This is a genomic window from Tardiphaga sp. 215_C5_N2_1, from assembly GCF_052076055.1.
GTDB lineage: Bacteria > Pseudomonadota > Alphaproteobacteria > Rhizobiales > Xanthobacteraceae > Tardiphaga > Tardiphaga robiniae.
In genome coordinates this window covers 3,647,641-3,665,974 of record NZ_CP197240.1, presented here as the reverse complement: position 1 = coordinate 3,665,974, position 18,334 = coordinate 3,647,641, and the positions used below count along the sequence as shown (strand labels likewise).

The window sequence follows — 18,334 nt, the reverse complement described above, 5'->3', positions numbered from 1 at the left end:
AAAGGGCCCAAAAAAGCCCCATCGCGTGGTATAGATCGACGCATTCTATGGGCTTCAAAGCAGGATTTCTTATGTCAGAAACGTCGGTCTCGCCGGTTGCGTCGAAAGGTCTCGAAAATCCGCTTCTGAAAGCCTGGCAGACCCCGTTCGAGACCCCGCCGTTCGACGAGATCAAGCCCGAGCACTTCATGCCGGCCTTCGAACAGGCGTTTTTCGACCATTCGGCCGAGATTGCCGCGATCGTGAACGATCCGGCCGCGCCTGACTTCGCCAATACGATCACGGCGCTGGAGCGCTCCGGCAAGTTGCTCAGCCGTGTGGCATCGGTGTTCTACGATCTGGTGTCGGCGCATTCCAATCCGGCGATCCTGGAGATCGACAAGGACGTGTCGTCGCGGATGGCGCGGCACTGGAATCCGATCATGATGAATGCCGTATTGTTCGGCCGCATCGTGGCGCTGCACGACAAACGCGCCGAGCTCGGCCTCACCACCGAACAGATGCGTCTCCTGGAGCGGACCTATACCCGCTTCCACCGCTCCGGCGCCGGCCTCGACGAGACCGCCAAGGCGCGGATGGCTGAGATCAACGAGCGTCTCGCGCATCTCGGCACCAGTTTCAGCCATCATCTGCTCGGCGACGAGCAGGAGTGGTTCATGGAGCTGGGCGAAGGCGATCTCGATGGGCTCGCCGAGAGCTTCGTCGCTTCGGCCAGGGCCTCGGCCGACGAGCGCGGCATGACTGGCAAGGCGATCATCACCACGTCGCGGTCCTCGATGGAGCCGTTCCTGAAAAGCGCGGCGCGGCGCGACCTGCGCGAGAGGGCCTACAAGGCCTTCATCCAGCGCGGCAACAACGGCAATGCCAATGACAACAACGAGACCATCGTCGAAATCCTGAAGCTGCGCGAGGAGACCGCGAAGATCCTGGGCTTCCCGACCTTCGCGGCCTATCGCCTGGAAGACTCCATGGCCAAGACGCCGGAGGCCGTGCGCGGTCTGCTGGAGCGGGTCTGGAAGCCGGCGCGTGCCCGCGCGCTGGCCGATCGCGATGCGCTGCAGGAGCTGATCGCGGAGGAGGGCGGCAACTTCAAGCTCGCTGCCTGGGATTGGCGCTATTACGCCGAAAAGCTGCGCCAGCGCCGCGCTAATTTCGATGATGCGGCGATCAAGCCTTATCTGACCCTCGACAACATGATCGCGGCGCAATTCGACACCGCGACGCGCTTGTTCGGCATCACCTTCGCCGAGCGCAAGGACGTGCCGGTCTGGCATCCCGACGTCCGCGTCTGGGAGGTCAAGGATGCCAAAGGCGCGCTCAAGGCGATCTTCTATGGCGACTACTTCGCCCGCCCGTCGAAGCGCTCCGGCGCCTGGATGACCTCGCTGCGCGACCAGCAGAAGCTCGATGGCGACGTCGCGCCGCTGGTGCTGAATATCTGCAACTTCGCCAAGGGCACCGACGGCCAGCCATCGCTGCTGTCGCCGGACGATGCGCGCACGCTGTTCCATGAATTCGGCCATGGCCTGCACGGCATGCTGTCCAACGTCACCTATCCCTCGCTGTCGGGGACGTCGGTGTTCACCGACTTCGTCGAACTGCCGTCGCAACTCTATGAACACTGGCAGGAGCAGCCGCAGGTGCTGCAGACCTTCGCCAAGCACTACCAGACCGGCGAGCCGCTGCCCGACGATCTGCTGAAGCGGTTCATCGCTGCCCGCAAGTTCAACCAGGGCTTTGCCACGGTGGAGTTTGTGTCGTCGGCGCTGATCGATCTTGAATTCCATACCCAGCCGGCGTCGGCCAGCGTGGACGTCGCGGCCTTCGAGAAGAAGGAGCTGGAGAAGATCGGCATGCCCGAGGAAATCGCGCTGCGGCACCGGCCGACGCAGTTCGGACACATCTTCTCCGGCGATCATTACGCGTCTGGCTACTACAGCTACATGTGGTCCGAAGTGATGGATGCGGACGCCTTCGGCGCCTTCGAGGAAGCCGGCAACATCTTCGATCCCGCGGTGGCCAAGCGGCTGCATGACGACATCTATTCGTCGGGCGGTTCGGTCGATCCGGAGGCGGCCTATATAGCGTTCCGCGGCCGTGCCCCCGCGCCGGATGCGCTGTTGCGGCGGCGCGGGTTGCTGGAAGAGCCTGAGGCGGCGTGAGGCAGGTGTCGTGACCTCTCAATTTGTCATCCCCGCGAAGGCGGGGATCCATAACCTCCGAGCATGTGATGAAGCGATGCGGTTAGCCCCACGGATCAACAGTAAGACGGCGTGTATGGATCCCCGCCTTCGCGGGGATGACATGCGGAGGTTGTTGAGGTCGCTAGCGGGAATCTTCGCCCTGCTGTTCGCCTTCACAGCCGGCATCACTGCTGCCTCCGCCCACCCGCATGTCTTCGTCACGGCATCGAGCGAACTGATCTACGCGCCGGACGGCACCATCACCGGCGTGCGCCATGCCTGGGTGTTCGACGACATGTTCTCGACCTATGCGCTGCAGGGCATCGAGAGCAAGACCAAGGGCGTCTATACCCGCGAGGAACTGGCGCCGCTGGCCCAGACCAATGTGGAGTCGCTGAAGGAATTCGCCTTCTTCACCTTCGCCAAGGTGGAGGGCAAGAAGCAGCGCTTCAACGATCCCGTCGACTATTATCTGGAGAAGCGTGACGCCGCGCTGGTGCTGCACTTCACGCTGCCGTTCAAGACACCGTTCAAGGCCAAGAAGATGGAACTCGAAATCTTCGATCCGAGCTTCTTCGTCGATTTCGGTCTGGAGAAGAAAGACCCCATCAAGCTGGCCGGCGCACCGGCCACCTGCACGATGGCGATCCAGCGCCCGTCGGACGGCGCCGCCAAGGCGCAGACCATGAATGAAGACACCTTCATGAATGGCGAGAACAGCAATTACGGCGCCATGTTCGCCAATAAGATCACGGTCGATTGCCCATGATGTTCGAGAAGAAGACGATGCGCCGCGTGCTGTGGGCCTGCGCCGTGCTGGCGGCCGTGGCGGTGATTGCCGATGGCGCGCTGCATGACGCGTTGGCGCAGAATCCGTTCGGTGCGCCGAAAGGCGTGCCGGACTCGCAAGTCGGCGGCATCATCGGCTGGCTGCTCACCAAGCAGTCCGAATTCTACCGGGCGATGTCCTCGACCATCCGTGCCGCAAAGTCCGACGGCAGCGCGGTGTGGACGCTGCTGGCGATCTCCTTTGCCTACGGTATCTTCCACGCCGCCGGCCCCGGCCATGGCAAGGCGGTGATCTCGTCTTATCTGGTCGCCAATGAAGAGACCGCCAAGCGCGGCATTGCGCTGTCCTTCGTCTCGGCGCTGATGCAGGCGCTGGTGGCGGTATTGATCGTCGGCATTGGTGCCTGGCTGCTGAATGTCACGGCCAAGACCATGTGCAGTACCGAGCGCTGGGTGGAGATCGCCAGCTATGGCCTGATTGCGGCGTTCGGCGCGCGTTTGGTCTGGAGCAAGGGGCGCGGGTTCTTCCGCGCCTTGCGACCGTCGCTGCCGGCCGCCGGCCCGCAGCTCGCGATGGCGCATGCCAGCGCGTCCGCGCATACGCACGATCACGGCCATGACCACCATCACCATGAGCACGCTCATGGCCACGCGCATGCTCATGCGCACGCCCATTCGGCCCATGCCGAGGCGACGGCTTCAGCACATGCGCACCATGATCACAGTCATCACGATCACGTTCATGACGAGCATTGCGGCCATTCCCACGGCCCGACGCCGGATCAGCTCGCCGGTCCCGGTGGCTGGGCGCGCGGACTGTCGGCCGTGTTCACGGTGGGCATCCGGCCGTGTTCCGGCGCGATTCTCGTGCTGGTTTTCGCGCTGGCGCAGGGGATGTTCTGGGCCGGCATCGCTGCGACTTTCGTGATGGGTTTGGGAACCGCGATTACCGTGGCAACCATTGCCGTCATCGCCGTCTCCGCCAAGGGCCTCGCCGGCCGTCTGGCCGGTGGCCGCGATGGCAGTGGCGCGCTGGTGATGCGGGGGATCGAGTTCGGCGCGGCGGCGCTGGTGATGCTGTTCGGCGTTGGCCTGCTGCTGGGCTATGTCGCGGCCGAACGCGTCACCTGTTTCTGATCGCTGTCCTGCCCTGATGGACAGTCCGTCGTCTTGACAAGGTCCAGCCAAAGCGCGAAGCCACCGGCATCATGACAAATGTCGTTTCCCTCGAGCAGCCACTGGCCTCCACCCTGGAGATACCGGAACGCGTCGGCGTCTTGCTGGTCAATCTCGGAACTCCCGACACGGCGGATACCCGCGGCGTGCGCGTCTATCTCAGAGAGTTCCTGTCCGATCCGCGCGTGATCGAGAACCAGGGCCTGCTGTGGAAGCTGATCCTCAATGGCATCATCCTGACCACGCGGCCGCGCCGCAAGGCCAAGGACTATCTGAAGATTTGGAACACGGAGAAGAACGAGTCTCCGCTGAAGACGATCACGCGTGCGCAGTCCGACAAGCTCGCAGCCTCGCTCGATAGTCATACACATCTCGTGGTGGACTGGGCGATGCGCTACGGCAATCCCTCCATCCGCTCCCGCATTGCCGAGCTGACTGCAAAGGGCTGCGACCGCATTCTGGTGGTGCCGCTCTATCCGCAATATTCGGCGGCGACCTCTGCGACCGTTTGCGACGAAGTGTTCCGCGTGCTCGGCACCATGCGGGCGCAGCCGACGCTGCGGGTCACACCGCCTTATTATGATGAGCCGGATTATATCGGCGCGCTGGCGACCTCGATCGAGAAGCATCTGGCGACGCTGTCATTCGTGCCGGAAATGATCGTGGCGTCGTTCCACGGCATGCCGCAGAAATACATCGACAAGGGCGACCCTTATCAGGCGCAATGCGTGGCCACGACCGAAGCGCTGCGCAAACGGCTTGGGCCGGATGCGCCGAAGCTGCTGCTGACCTTCCAGTCCCGTTTCGGCTTCGATGCCTGGCTTCAGCCCTATACGGACAAGACCATCGAGCAGCTCGCTAAGGACGGCGTGCGTCGCATTGCCGTCGTAATGCCTGGCTTTTCGGCCGACTGCCTGGAGACGCTGGAAGAAATCGCGCAGGAGAATTGCGAGATCTTCATGCACAATGGCGGCGAGCAATTCTCTGCGATCCCCTGCCTCAACGACAGCGACGAGGGCATGGACACGATCCGCCAGCTTGTGCTGCGCGAGCTGCAGGGCTGGATCTAAGGGCGCTCCAACCCATCCACGTCATTGCGAGCGCAGCGAAGCAATCCAGAAGCCACAAGCGAAGACTGGATTGCTTCGTCGCAAGGGCTCCTCGCAATGACGGCTGAGAGGTCCGTGGCTCGTGATCACGTCGGCGCTCTCGCTTTTCCCGATTTCGAACCTTAAAATCCTCCACGCCGACAAAACAACGAGGCGCCATATGTTGCGCGTCCATTTTGCCGCAGGGAGACTTTGATGTCCGGTTACGACATTTTCGCCATCGCCGTTGTACTGCTGATCATCTTCACGCTGTTTGCCGGCGTGAAGACCGTGCCGCAGGGCTATGACTGGACCATCGAACGCTTCGGCAAATTCACCCGCACGCTGTCGCCAGGCCTCAACCTCATCATCCCTTATTTCGACCGCGTCGGTCGCAAGATGAACATGATGGAGCAGGTGATCAGCATCCCCGAACAGGAAGTGATCACCAAGGACAACGCCACCGTCACCGTGGACGGCGTCGCGTTCTTCCAGGTGTTCGACGCGGCCAAGGCAAGCTACGAAGTGTCCGACCTCAATCAGGCGATCATCGTGCTGACCATGACCAACATCCGTTCGGTGATGGGCTCGATGGATCTCGATCAAGTGCTGTCGCATCGCGACGAGATCAATGAGCGGCTGCTGCGCGTCGTCGATGCCGCGGTGTCGCCATGGGGCCTCAAGGTCAACCGCATCGAGATCAAGGACATCGTGCCGCCGGCGGACCTCGTCGAGGCGATGGGCCGACAAATGAAGGCCGAGCGCGTCAAGCGCGCCGACATTCTGCAGGCCGAGGGTCAGCGCCAGTCGGAAATTCTCCGTGCCGAAGGTGCCAAGCAGGGCCAGATCCTGCAGGCGGAAGGGCGCCGCGAGGCTGCGTTCCGTGACGCCGAGGCACGCGAGCGTTCCGCAGAGGCCGAAGCCAACGCAACGCGGGTGGTGTCGGAGGCGATTTCGAAGGGTGACGTTGCGGCGCTGAACTACTTTATCGCCGACAAATACATCAAGGCGTTCGGCCAGCTTGCGGAATCGCCGAACCAGAAGGTCATCATGCTGCCGGTGGAAGCCATGAGCATGCTGGGCTCGCTGGCCGGCATCGGCGAGATAGCCAAGGCGACCTTCGGCGAGAACTCGACCTCGGCCCAGGCTGCCGCGCGCCGCAGCGGATCAGTGCCGCCGGCGGGTACGACGCCACCGCGCAGCTAGGAATTTCGCAATGGCCGAAATGTTCGTCACTTTGGGGAGCTGGAACTGGCTGATCTTTGGCGTGCTTCTGATGGCGCTGGAGCTGCTGGCGCCCGGCGTCTTCATGTTCTGGCTCGGGCTGTCCGCATTCCTCGTCGGCGTGCTGTCCTTCATCGTCACGCCGTCCTGGCAAGTGCAGATCCTGCTGTTCGGATTGTTCGCGCTGGCAGCCGTCCCGCTGTGGCGGCGGATTGCGCGCCAGAAGCCCGGCGCCAATCCGAACCCGTTCCTCAACAAGCGCAGCGACGCGCTGGTCGGCCGTATCTGCACGCTGGATCGGCCGATCATCGACGGCGAGGGCATCGTGCGGATCGAGGACACAGTGTGGCGCGTCAGTGGCCCGGATACGCCGGCCGGGACGCGGGTAAAGATCGTGAAGGCGGATGGGGCCAGTCTGACGGTGGACGTGGCCTGATCAGTCAGCCGCCAGCGATTTGCTCCACCGCTCCGCAAAGTGATGCAGTGGCAGGAAGGTGTCCTGCAACTCCCGGCCTGTATCCGTCAGCCCATAGCCGTCCGGCTGCAGCGCGATCAGACCCGCGTCTCTGAGATCGCTCAGGCGTGCCTGGAGAACGGTAGGGGAGGCGTCGTCGCAAGCCTCGCGCAGCGCCCGCGAGGTCAGGGAGCGCTCACGCAACTCCCAGAGAATGCGCAGCGTCCAGCGCCGGCCCAGCAGGTCGAGCAGCGCCATGATCGGTCGGCCGGTCGTTGAACCGCGCACACCGCGTCTGGGCGGCTTGGAAACGGACTTTGCCATCACATTACTTTCTTGCAGGACTCTCTTGCAGGGCGCTACAAAATATGTAGCATGTCGCTACGATTATTGTAGCGCAGGAGTTGGGCATGTCACGCATCGCGCCGCTGCAGCCGCCTTATGCTTCCGACATTCAGACGCAATTCGATGCGATCATGCGCGGGGCGCCGCCGCTGATGCTGTTTCGCGTGATCGCCGGTCATCCGAGGGCATGGAGCAAATTTCGTGCAGCTGGCCTGCTTGATCGCGGACCGCTGTCGCTGCGGGAGCGCGAGATTGTCATAGATCGCACCTGCGCACTGACCGGATGCGAATATGAATGGGGCGTCCATGTCGCGACCTTTGCAGACGCGGCGAAGCTGACGGAAGCGGAGGTGAGGGCGACCGTTGATGATGACGCACAAGCGACATGCTGGTCGTCAGCAGAGCAAGCTCTGATTGCGGCAGTCGATGCGCTGCATCACCGCGCCACGCTCAGCGATGAGGAGTTCAAGACGCTGGCCGCTCACTACGATGACGCGAAAGTCTTCGAGATCATCCTGCTGTGTGGATTCTATCGTACGGTGTCGTACATCGCGAACGGCTTGGCATTGCCACTCGAAGCGAATGCGGCAAGGTTCCCGCGAACTGCCAGCTAACGTGGCTTACGCCACGCCTGCCCGCAGCAGATCATGCAGATGCACGATGCCGACGGGTTTTCGCGCATCCGTCACCAGCAGTGCGGTGATCTTCGACGAGTTGAGGATTTCCAGCGCTTCGCCGGCGAGCAGGTCGCGGCTGATGGTCTTGGGATTCTTGGTCATGACTTCATCGACCGAGACCGTCATCAGGTCGGCGCGCATGTGACGGCGGAGATCGCCGTCGGTGACGATGCCGACCACATGGCCGTTGCCGTCGGTGATGCCGACGCAGCCAAAGCCCTTCGATGACATTTCCACCAGCGCATCGGACATCTTGGTGCCGAGCGGCTTGAGCGGCACGGCGTCGCCCGAATGCATGAGATCGCGGGTGTATTTCAGCATGGCGCCGAGCTTGCCGCCGGGATGCAGCACGCTGAAATCCACCGACGTAAAGCCGCGGCCTTCCAGCAGCGCGATCGCCAGCGCGTCGCCCATCGCCAGCATCATCAGCGACGAGGTCGTGGGGGCGAGATTATGCGGGCAGGCCTCGCGCGCCTTCGGCAGCGTCAGCGCGACATCGGCGGCCTCGGCCAGCGTCGAGGTGGCTTCGGAGGTGATCGCAACCACGCCGATCCTGAAACGCTTGGCATAGGTGATGAGGTTCTTCATTTCCGGCTGCTCGCCGGACCACGACAGCGCCATGATGACGTCGTCGGGCGTGATCATGCCGAGATCGCCATGGCTGGCCTCGGCGGCGTGGACGAAGAAGGCAGGTGTTCCGGTCGAGGCGAAGGTCGCGGCGATCTTGCGGCCAATATGGCCGGACTTCCCGAGGCCGGTGATGATCAGGCGGCCTTTGGCCTTGAGGATCAGGTCGGCGGCCGCGACGAAGGCCGGGCCGAGGTCAGATTGCAGCGCGGTGGCCAGCGCAGTGACGCCGCTGGCTTCGGCCTCCAGCGTACGCAGCGCCGAGGCAATCGCTTCAATGGCCTGATCGCTCATCGCTGCCGTCGTTTTCGTCGGAAGGCCGGGTGTCTTGGAGAGGGGCATCAATCGCATCCTGGGGCCGTAAATTGTCCGGCTGTGTCGCCGTCCTCTTAGCACGGCTGGGCCTGCCTGGCGAAACCCCGCCGATGCGATCTCAACGGGCCATTAACCATAAGCGTTTTAACTCCCTTAACCATGAGTTGTCGCGCGCGCCTCCGGCGTCGCTCTTGGTGGATTTTGTAAGCTTTTGATGGTGTTGGAGTTTTTCTGATCGTGAGGATGGGTCGAGTACGCGACCGCCGCAACCGCGCCTGGGCCAACGGCGCGGTTTCGGCATGTCTGTGCCTGAGCCTCCTCACGCCATCTCCGGCATTCTCGCAAGCATTGACGTCAGACCTGCTGGCGCCGGTCCCGGGCGGTTTCGTGTCACCGCAGAATCTGCCAACGCGCCGAACGACGGATGCGCCGCTCCAGCCAACTGGAACGCTGCAGACCAGCCAGCTATCGCCGGATCGCATCCCGCAATCGATCATCACGCCGCCGGTGCCCGCTGCATCGGGCGCCGCCGGCACCGGGTTCGATGCGCTCAACCGCAAGCGCAAGCAGACCAAATATTATCCGGGCGCGAAGAAGCCGAAGCCGCCAGTGGGCCCCGGCAGCCCGCCGCCGCCGCTGGTGCCCGAGACGCGGCCGTCACCGCCATCGGCCAAGGCAGCCAAGCCCCCCGTTGCGCCGTCGGTTGCCGGCACCGTGGTGGGTCAGCCGCCGCGCCGGCGATTGCCGATTGATCCCGATCCTTATGCCCCGACCGGCGTGCGCGTCGGCAGCTTTCTCGTGAAGTCAGCCGTGGAAATCTATGGCGGTTTCGACAACAATCCGGCGCGTTTCGTGCAGCCGAAGGGGTCGTCGTTCTACAAGGTCGCGCCGGAGCTGCTGGCCGCAACCGACTGGACGCGGCACTCGATCATCGTGGATCTGCGCGGATCCTTCACCGGCTATGAGAAGCAGTTTCCCGCAGCGCCATTCCAGACTTCGCCGGCACCCGAAAATGTCGATCGCGCCGAATTCAACGGCAAGATCGCCGGTCGTCTCGATGTCGCCCGCGACCTGCGCGTTAACAGCGAAATGCGTATGCGGGTCGGCGCGGATAATCCGGGCAGCCCGAACATTCAGGCCGGCTTGAAGGAGTTCCCGCTGTTCACGACGACTGGTGGGTCGCTGGGGGTCGAGAAGGACTTCAACCGCCTTCAGATCAAGGTCGATGGTCTCGTCGATCGCACTGTCTATCAGGATTCGAAACTGACCGACGGCACCCAGACCAACAACAATGACCGTAATTTCAATCAGTATGGCGGCGTCGGCCGCGCCACCTATGAAGTGCTGCCGGGTCTAAAGCCATTCGCCGAAGTCCAGGGCGATGTCCGTGTGCACGACGATCGGGCGGATCGCTTTGGCTATCTCCGCGATTCCAGCGGCGGCTATATCAAGGCCGGTACGACGTTCGAATTCACGCGTCTGCTGACGGGCGAAGCGTCGATCGGATATGCAGCGCGCAGTTATACGGATACGCGGCTGGAGGTTCTCAAGGGTCTGCTGACGTCAGCGTCGCTGATCTGGACGGCCACACCGCTGACGACCGCGAAATTCGTTTCGACCACGTCGATCGACGAGACGACCGTTCCCGGCGTTCCCGGCATTCTCACGCGCACCTATACGGTCGAGGTCAATCACGACTTCCGGCGCTGGCTGACGGCCACGGGCAAGTTCACTTACGTGACGCAGGATTATCAGGAAAACTTCCGCTTCGATAAGATCTACTCGCTGCAGGGTGATCTCGTTTACAAGCTGAACCGTGAAATCCAGCTCAAGGCGCAGGTGCGCCGCGATATCCTGGATTCAAACATCCTTGGCGCGAGCACGGCCTCGACCGTGGTGATGCTGGGCGTGAGACTGCAGCGATAGCGGTCAAAAATCGCTGGGCGCCACGTCGCTCGTCCTAATTCCACTTCCGCATGAACTTGGCCGTCTTCCGGCGAAATTTCACACCGGAGCCATCGGGCAATCGGATGGCGATGAAGCCGGCTGCGATACAGGCCTCGCGCTGCGGCATGTGCTCATCGGGCGCGCGCTCGGTCTCCCACCACGAGGCCCGGTGCGACGCGCGCGGCAGCGCGTCGTCGATGATCTCCTCGATCGCATCCATGCTCAGCACGAATTCGTCCTTGGTCTGGCTGGCCAGGTAGGCGCGGAGCAGGTCGTAGTCAGGCACGGAATTGTCCTCGGTATAATCTCGCAAACGTCATACGCGCCCGCGCGATCAGGCGCTACAGCGCGATTTCGGTAAATCGACATCGGAAGTGCGTCATCCGAGCATTTTCCGCAACCGTTCGTTAACGCCGTGTGGAACCCAAAGCCGGTACTTAAGCGCTCGGCAAGCATTCGCGTGCGATCCGTGGGGTACGGAGCACATGATGAAGTCGGGGAATGCAAGCACGGGAATTCGACGCTGGCCGTTATCGGCCAAGCTGTTGATTCTGTCGTCGCTGGTCACGATCATTGGCTTTTCGGCCGTTTGCGGCACTGTGATGCTCGATATGCGCCGCGGCGAGGAAGCGCTCGCGCGACAGACTGCCGAGAACCTCGCCACCTCCATCGATTCTGATATAGGTCGAACCGTTGAACAATACGATCTGTCGTTGCGCGCTGTCATTTCCGGCATCAATACGCCCGAGATCGACAAGCTCAGCAAGGAAATGCGCCAGCTGATCCTGTTCGACAATGCGGCATCAGCGCGCCAGTTTGCATCCATTCAGGTGTTCGATGCGCATGGCGATCTTATCATCGATGCGGCATCGCTCGATCCTGCCAAGCAGAGCAGTGCCGACGAAGAGTTCTTCAAGGTACACAAGTTCGACGGCGAGCGCGGGCTCTATGTCAGCAAACCGATGCTGCACCGGGGCGCGTATTCCGTCGTGCTGAGCCGCCGCATCACCGACGTCGATGGCAATTTTGCCGGCGTCGTCGCGGGTGCCATCCGGTTCGCCTACTTTCATGATCTGTTCGGCCGCTTGCGGCTGAACAAGGACGACAACATCACAGTGATCCGCCGCGACGCCGTCGTCATCATGCGTACGCCGTTCGATCTCGACGTGGTCGGCAGGGATCTGAGCAAGACCCCCGGCGTGATGCGGGCGCTGAGCCGGTCCAACGGGTCGTATTCGGGCGTCGGTGTCGTTGACCAGATCGAGCGCCTCTACGTGTGGCGCGACAGCGGTCGGCCGTTGCTCGTGATCGTCGGCCGGCCGTGGGCCGGCATCTACAGTCTGTGGTATCAGCAGGCGATCAAGATCGGCGGCATCATGCTGGCGCTGATTATCTTCATCACCGCGGTGACACTGTTCCTGGCGCGCGAAATAGGCCGCCGCGCACACGCAGAGCACAAGCTCGAAGAACTGGCCACGACCGATGGTCTCACTGGACTGCGCAATCGCCGCAAATTCGATGCGGCGATGGAGCTGGAATGGCGTCGCGCCATCAGGCATTCACGGCCGATGGCACTGCTGTTGATCGACGCCGACCATTTCAAGGTTTTCAACGACAGCTTCGGTCATCAATCCGGAGACACCGCCCTGATCGCGATCGCGAATTGCATCGCAGGAGCGGCGAAGCGCGCCGGCGACTGTGCCGCGCGCTATGGCGGGGAAGAGTTCGCCGTGCTGCTACCCGGTGCGACCGTGCAGGATGCCTATGAGGTTGCCGAAACCATTCGGCGCCGCGTCGAGCAGGTGCCGGCCGATCCTGCGATGCTCACGGTCAGCATCGGCGTCGCCAGCGTGAAGCCGCTGGTGACGATGGAGTGGACGGGACTGGTCGAAGCTGCCGACAAGGCGCTCTATGCGGCGAAGGCCGCAGGCCGCAACCAGTGTGTCATCGCAGGCGATGCGCACCAGGCGATTGCAGCCTAGCGCTTACTCTCCGAGGTAACGCAGCATTTCGGCGCGCAGACCTTCGCGCAGATCAGGGCGTTGCAGGCCGAACGCGATATTGGCGCGCAGGAAGCCCGACTTCGAACCGCAATCGTGCCGCTCGCCTTCGAATTCCACGCCGTAGAACGACTGGCTCTTGGCGAGGCCGATCATCGCATCGGTGAGCTGGATTTCGCCACCCGCGCCGCGCTCCTGGGTCTCCAAAATCTTGAATATCTCCGGCTGCAGGATGTAGCGGCCGGTAATCGAAAGGTTGGACGGCGCGGTGCCCTTCGGGGGTTTCTCGACCATGCCGTCGATGGTGAAAGCGGTTTCGTGAGTTGGGTGGCGCTCGCCGACACCGCAGATGCCGTATTGATGCGTCATGTCCATCGGCACTTCCTCGACGGCAACGAGGTTGGATTTTTCGCCAAGCGCTCCCGCGATATCGACCATCTGCTTCAGGCAGCCTGGGGAATTCAGCACCAGCTCGTCCGGCAGCACCACGGCGAAGGGCTCATTGCCGACGATATCGCGGGCACACCAGACGGCATGGCCAAGCCCGAGCGGGGCCTGCTGGCGCGTGAAGCTCATGGCGCCGGCGGCAGGCTGGGACAGCGCCAGCTGTTCGATCTCGGCAGACTTGTTGCGGCTCTTGAGTGTCTCGTCGAGCTCGAACATGCGGTCGAAGTGATCTTCGATGATGCCCTTGTTGCGGCCGGTAACGAAGATGAAATGTTCGATGCCGGCCTCGCGGGCTTCGTCGACCACATATTGGATCAACGGCCGATCGACGATGGTCAGCATTTCCTTCGGCATCGCCTTGGTGGCGGGAAGGACGCGGGTGCCGAGGCCGGCGACCGGGAAAACGGCTTTGCGAATTTTCATCAGGGGACTTTGCAATGACCTTGGAGGGGAACGACGCAGGCAGGCCAACGAAGATTGCGCCTGCTGGTTCCGTTTGCAACCGGGAACAAAGGCGGATGTGTGGTGCCGGGCTACATGTCTGCAATTATCCTTTCTGCCGCGCGGCACGTTCGCCCAGCCACGCAAAACTGGAATAGTGTTAAGCTGATGGAAACCCTCACTGGGCCTCCTGTCATGCCACAGTCATGACCAAATTCCGGTCAGATTCCCGAGATGGATAGTGATGAAATCTGCGACGAAGATGGCGCGTAGCCTGACATGCGGTGTAGCTGCGCTCGGCGCAGTTTTGCTTACGGCAGCCCTGCCCGTGGCGGCGCAGGCGCAGAGCAAGAGCGGCCCTTTCAGCCTGTTCGACAATATCTTTGGCGGATCGTCGCAGACCCAGGACCCGCCGCCACAGGCGGCACTGCCCGGCGCGCCCGGGGCGCAGCCCTGGAGCGGCGAGGACGGCGCATCCGGCCATCCGCTGATGACCGCACAGGCGATCCGCGAGGCCGCTGGTAATTTCGACAACTGCATTGCCGGACTGTGGCCTGATGCCGCACGCCGCGGCATCTCGCAGGACAGCTATCAGCGTTTCACCGCCGGGCTGACGCCGGATCTGCGAATCATGGACCTGATGGATTCGCAGCCGGAATTCACCAAGGCGATCTGGGACTATCTCGACATCCTGGTGAACGACAACCGCATGGCCAAGGGCCGCGAGGTGCTGGCGCAGTACAAGACTATCTTCGACGCGGCCGAAAAGGCTTACGGTGTCGATCGCTACATCATCGCGTCGATCTGGGGCATCGAGTCGAACTACTCGACGATGATCGGCGATCGCAGCGTGCTGCGCTCGACGGCGACGCTGGCCTGCGTCGGCCGCCGCCAGGCCTATTTCAAGGATGAGTTTCTGGTTGCTCTGGAAATCCTGCATCGCGGCGATCTGAGGCCTGAACAGATGCGCGGCTCCTGGGCCGGCGCATTCGGGCCGACCCAGTTCATGCCGACCGCGTTCAAGCGCTTCGCGGTGGACGGCGACGGCGACGGCCGCCGCGATGTGGTCGACAACCCGACCGATCTGATTTTCTCGACCGCCAACAACCTGAAAAAGGATGGCTGGCAGAGCGGCCAGACCTGGGGCTATGAGGTCGTCGTGCCACAAGGCTTCAACTACATGCTGGCCGACAAGGCCAAGGCGATGACCCTGCCGCAATGGGAGCAGCTTGGCCTCAAGCGTGCCAACAACCAGCCGTTCCCGCGCATGACAGAAAAGGCCTATCTACTCGCGCCCGCCGGTTCGCAGGGGCCGGGCTTCCTGATGCTGACGAATTTCCGCGTCATCATGAAATACAATCCGGCCGAGGCCTATGCGATGGCCATCGGCCATTTTGCCGATCGCCTGCGCGGGGGTCCGCCTTTCGTGCAGCCATGGCCGCGTCAGGAGCGCGTGCTGTCCCGCGCCGAGCGGCTCGAGCTACAGCAACTGCTGGCGCAGCGCGGCTTCTACAAAGGCACGCCGGACGGCCAGTTCGGCGGCCAGACCCGCGAAGCCTTGCGCAACTTCCAGGCCTCCGTCGGCGCGCCCGCTGACGGGTTTGCATCGTCGGAGATGCTGGATCGGCTCCGGGTGAGATAGGCGTCCTGCGCAGAGGCCCATAGCGCATAACATTATACCGCAGTGCAGCATGCATGCTACGCTGGTCCCCTTGGATGCATTCTTTGGGGACTATCGATGTTGAATAGGCGCACGCTGCTGGCCGGATTGTCGGCAAGCCTTCTTCCATTTCAGGCCAAAGCGGCGTGGCCGGAACGGTCCATCACCCTGCTGCACGGTTTCGCGCCGGGCGGCGGCACCGACGCAACCTCCCGTGTGCTCGCCGAAGGTCTGTCGAAAATCCTCGGCCAGACGGTGGTGGTCGAAACCAAGCCTGGCGCCGGCACGACGCTCGCCGGGGCGCAGCTCGCCCGCTCGGCGCCTGACGGCTACACGATCTCGCTGATCACCGCGACCTATGGCGCGTCGTCGGCTTTCTACAAGACGCTGCCCTACAAGCCGGTCGATGACCTGAAGGGGATCTGTCAGGTTTCTGAAGCGCCCTACATGTTCTCGTGCAATGCGGACGCGTCCTTCAAGAATCTCGCCGAGCTGATCGCTTCTGCAAAGAAGCAGCCGGACAAGCCGCTCACTTACGGCACGCCCGGTGTCGGCTCCGGTCCGCATCTGATCGTCGAGCAGATCGGGCAGTTGGCCGGCGTGAAGTTTCAGCACATTCCGTTTCGCGGCGGCGCTCAGGCCGTTGTCGAAGTCCTCGCGGGGCGCATCGACTTCATGGTCGATCCGCCGATCTCGATGATCGAGCAGATCAAGGCCGGCAAGTTCCGCGCACTCGCCGTGACGACGGCTGAACGCTTTCCGTCTTTCCCCGATATTCCCACCGTGGCCGAAGCGGGCTTTCCCGGCTACGCCGCGCCGGGCTGGTACAGCCTCGTTGGCCCGGTCGGCCTTCCCGACGACGTCGTGGCAAGGTTGAACGCTGCGACGGTCACACTGCTCAAGGATGAGAGCGTGAAGGAGCGGCTGCTGTCGCTCGGTAGCCAGGCTAAGGCCTCGCAGCCGAAGGAGGTCATCGATCTCCTCGCCTCCGACGTGAAGCGTTGGGGCGAGGTGTTGGAGAAGGCAAAGATCGAGCGCATCTAGAATGCACAGGCGCGCTGCATCACACGGCGCGCCTGTTGTTTGATGACAGGCTATTCCGCCGCCTGCTGCGCCACCGTCGGCGCATTGCCGGCGACTGTGGCCCGGCGCATGTCGCGCGGCTGCGACTGGTCGTAGCGGCGGACGCGATGCATGGTCTGGCGATTGTCCCACATCACGAGGTCATGCAGCGTCCATTTGTGGACATAGACGAATTGCGGCTGCGTCGCATGTTCGTTGAGATCGCGCAGCAGCACGCGGGCTTCGGGCACCGACATGCCTTGGATCGCGCCGGCATGCGACGACAGATACAGCGACTTCCGGCCATGCACCGGATGCGTGCGCACCAGCCGCTGCAGCACCGGCTTGAACATCTCTTTCTCTTCGTCAGTGTAGTCGAGAAAACCGAGCGCACCGCGCGACGTCATCAGCGAATGTTCGCAGATCATGTCCTCGATCTCGGCCTTGGCATCACCGTCGAGCGCATCATAGGCCGCGCGCATGTCGGCGAATTCGGTATTGCCGCCCTTCGGATTGACCACGCGTGCCGACAGCAGCGAGAATTTCGCCGGGATCGGCCGGAACGAACTGTCCGAGTGCCACAGGCAGTTGCCCAGATTGAAGAGATGAGTGCGGCTGTCTTTCGGCAGCGGCTTGCCGTCCTTGCCGAGATTGGACACATCGGCGAGCCCCGATGTCAGCCGGTAATCTTCCTTCTTGGTGACGGAACCGCCTTTTCGATTTTCGCGCTCGCCGAAATTCTGCGCGAAAGCGAGTTGCTGTTCGTCGGTGATATCCTGCTTCGGAAATATCAGGACAGCGTAGTCATCCATGCCGCGCTCGATGGCGATGGCATCGTCGGGGCTGACCGGCTTGGTCAGATCGACGCCGGTCACTTCGCCGACGAACAAGGGATGCAGTTTGCGGATCGTCACGGGCATTGCAGATTTCCTCCGTGTGGAATGGTTGACCCATTCGATTGCGGCTTCCAGCGATGCCGTGCCGCTTGAGAAAAATGCTACGCCCCCAAAGTGCGAAGTCAACCGGTGTGAATGCCGTCACGCATTGCGTGCCATGAGGCCGCCATCGACCGGGATCACCGCGCCTGTGATATAGGACGCGGCCGGCAGGCACAGGCTTAGCGTCATATGCGCGACCTCTTCGGGATCGCCATAGCGGCGCAACACGGTGCGGCGCTTGGCGAAGATCACCTTGTGTTCGTCGCTGATGCGTTCGGTGATCCCCGTTGTGATCGGTCCGGGACAGATGCAGTTCACCGTGATGCCGTCGCGGCCGAGTTCCACTGCGAGTGAGCGCGTAAGCCCGGTGACGCCGGCCTTCGCTGCGGAATAGGGACTGTGCAGTGCGGTGGCGCCGAGCGCTTCGGTGGACGCGATATTAACGATCCGCGGCGAGGGCGATTTGCGCAAGTGTGGCAGCGCGGCGCGGATGATGCGCTGGTGCGAGGTCAGCATCACGGCGATGGCGCGATCCCACGCGGCGTCATAGCCGTCTTGATCGATCGCGGTGCTCACCGAGATGCCGGCATTGTTGACGATGATATCGAGGCCGCCGAAATGCGCAGCGACGTCGCTAACCACTGTGCGGATGCGATCGGGATCGGCGACATCGAGGGTCCATGCGTGTGCACTGCCGCCGCCTGATGTGATCGCGTCAACGACGGCGGCAATGCCGTCTGCCGAAATATCGGTGACGGCAACATTGGCGCCTTCTTCGCCGAACACGCGCGCCGTCGCGCGGCCCATCCCGCTTGCAGCGCCGGTGACGAGAACTGTGAGGCCGCGCACCGAGCGGCTGAGTTGTTTGTAGTCCGACAAGGCATCCTCCGAATTTTGCGCCTTCATGATGAGGCTTGATTGAAGGCTTGCACCGATCGCCGGCGCGGTCAAACATGTGCTG

17 protein-coding genes are annotated in these 18,334 nt (G+C 62.6%); 11 read left to right on the top strand and 6 right to left on the bottom strand.

What is annotated here, in order from left to right; genetic code table 11:
• Positions 1–71: 71 nt before the first annotated feature.
• From AB7828_RS17425 to AB7828_RS17400, 6 genes are all read left to right on the top strand, one after another.
• Positions 72–2,162, top strand: coding sequence for a M3 family metallopeptidase (locus tag AB7828_RS17425; protein ID WP_441230735.1), 2,091 nt, complete (start codon positions 72–74; stop codon positions 2,160–2,162).
• A 142-nt stretch (positions 2,163–2,304) separates the two neighbouring features.
• A complete protein-coding gene (locus AB7828_RS17420; protein WP_441230734.1) occupies positions 2,305–2,952 on the top strand; it encodes a DUF1007 family protein in 648 nt (215 codons plus the stop codon).
• Positions 2,952–4,109, top strand: a complete 1,158-nt coding sequence (locus tag AB7828_RS17415) for a nickel/cobalt transporter (protein ID WP_441232258.1) — start codon at positions 2,952–2,954, stop codon at positions 4,107–4,109. The genes AB7828_RS17420 and AB7828_RS17415 overlap by 1 nt, the downstream gene beginning before the upstream one ends.
• A gap of 71 nt (positions 4,110–4,180) precedes the next feature.
• Positions 4,181–5,218 carry a ferrochelatase gene (gene hemH / locus AB7828_RS17410; protein WP_439065084.1) on the top strand — a complete coding sequence of 346 codons (1,038 nt, stop codon included), beginning with the start codon at positions 4,181–4,183 and terminating at the stop codon, positions 5,216–5,218.
• 234 nt (positions 5,219–5,452) lie between these two features.
• Positions 5,453–6,442 (top strand): SPFH domain-containing protein, encoded by a 990-nt coding sequence (locus AB7828_RS17405; RefSeq protein WP_089265787.1) that lies wholly within the window; start codon positions 5,453–5,455, stop codon positions 6,440–6,442.
• Between the two features lie 10 nt (positions 6,443–6,452).
• Complete coding sequence (locus AB7828_RS17400; RefSeq protein WP_441230733.1) at positions 6,453–6,896, top strand: NfeD family protein; 444 nt, start codon at positions 6,453–6,455, stop codon at positions 6,894–6,896.
• Here AB7828_RS17400 and AB7828_RS17395 read toward each other — a convergent pair whose 3' ends face one another.
• Positions 6,897–7,238, bottom strand: a complete 342-nt coding sequence (locus tag AB7828_RS17395) for a winged helix-turn-helix transcriptional regulator (RefSeq protein ID WP_115032956.1) — start codon at positions 7,236–7,238, stop codon at positions 6,897–6,899.
• A gap of 86 nt (positions 7,239–7,324) precedes the next feature.
• Between AB7828_RS17395 and AB7828_RS17390 the strand changes: the two genes are divergently transcribed.
• Positions 7,325–7,873, top strand: a complete 549-nt coding sequence (locus AB7828_RS17390; RefSeq protein ID WP_441230732.1) for a carboxymuconolactone decarboxylase family protein — start codon at positions 7,325–7,327, stop codon at positions 7,871–7,873.
• Positions 7,874–7,879: 6 nt separating this feature from the next.
• Here the strand turns inward: AB7828_RS17390 and AB7828_RS17385 are convergent, their stop codons facing one another.
• Positions 7,880–8,857 (bottom strand): KpsF/GutQ family sugar-phosphate isomerase, encoded by a 978-nt coding sequence (locus AB7828_RS17385; protein ID WP_410001886.1) that lies wholly within the window; start codon positions 8,855–8,857, stop codon positions 7,880–7,882.
• 264 nt (positions 8,858–9,121) lie between these two features.
• Here AB7828_RS17385 and AB7828_RS17380 point away from each other — a divergent pair, with 264 nt between their 5' ends.
• Positions 9,122–10,804, top strand: coding sequence for an outer membrane beta-barrel protein (locus AB7828_RS17380; protein WP_441232257.1), 1,683 nt, complete (start codon positions 9,122–9,124; stop codon positions 10,802–10,804).
• 34 nt (positions 10,805–10,838) lie between these two features.
• Here AB7828_RS17380 and AB7828_RS17375 read toward each other — a convergent pair whose 3' ends face one another.
• Positions 10,839–11,111, bottom strand: a complete 273-nt coding sequence (locus AB7828_RS17375) for a hypothetical protein (protein WP_089266229.1) — start codon at positions 11,109–11,111, stop codon at positions 10,839–10,841.
• A 199-nt stretch (positions 11,112–11,310) separates the two neighbouring features.
• Here AB7828_RS17375 and AB7828_RS17370 point away from each other — a divergent pair, with 199 nt between their 5' ends.
• Positions 11,311–12,807, top strand: coding sequence for a sensor domain-containing diguanylate cyclase (locus AB7828_RS17370; RefSeq protein ID WP_441230731.1), 1,497 nt, complete (start codon positions 11,311–11,313; stop codon positions 12,805–12,807).
• Between the two features lie 3 nt (positions 12,808–12,810).
• Here AB7828_RS17370 and AB7828_RS17365 read toward each other — a convergent pair whose 3' ends face one another.
• Positions 12,811–13,695, bottom strand: coding sequence for a UTP--glucose-1-phosphate uridylyltransferase (locus tag AB7828_RS17365; RefSeq protein WP_441230730.1), 885 nt, complete (start codon positions 13,693–13,695; stop codon positions 12,811–12,813).
• A gap of 262 nt (positions 13,696–13,957) precedes the next feature.
• Between AB7828_RS17365 and AB7828_RS17360 the strand changes: the two genes are divergently transcribed.
• Positions 13,958–15,355: a lytic murein transglycosylase gene (locus tag AB7828_RS17360; protein ID WP_441230729.1), complete on the top strand. Its 1,398-nt coding sequence runs from the start codon at positions 13,958–13,960 to the stop codon at positions 15,353–15,355.
• A gap of 96 nt (positions 15,356–15,451) precedes the next feature.
• A complete protein-coding gene (locus tag AB7828_RS17355) occupies positions 15,452–16,417 on the top strand; it encodes a Bug family tripartite tricarboxylate transporter substrate binding protein (RefSeq protein ID WP_441230728.1) in 966 nt (321 codons plus the stop codon).
• Between the two features lie 50 nt (positions 16,418–16,467).
• On the opposite strand, the gene AB7828_RS17350 is transcribed toward AB7828_RS17355, so the two are convergent.
• The gene (locus AB7828_RS17350; protein WP_441230727.1) at positions 16,468–17,355 is read right to left on the bottom strand and encodes a TauD/TfdA dioxygenase family protein; all 888 of its coding nucleotides are present in this window, start codon (positions 17,353–17,355) and stop codon (positions 16,468–16,470) included.
• A 117-nt stretch (positions 17,356–17,472) separates the two neighbouring features.
• Complete coding sequence (locus AB7828_RS17345) at positions 17,473–18,252, bottom strand: SDR family NAD(P)-dependent oxidoreductase (protein ID WP_441230726.1); 780 nt, start codon at positions 18,250–18,252, stop codon at positions 17,473–17,475.
• Positions 18,253–18,334 lie beyond the last annotated feature (82 nt).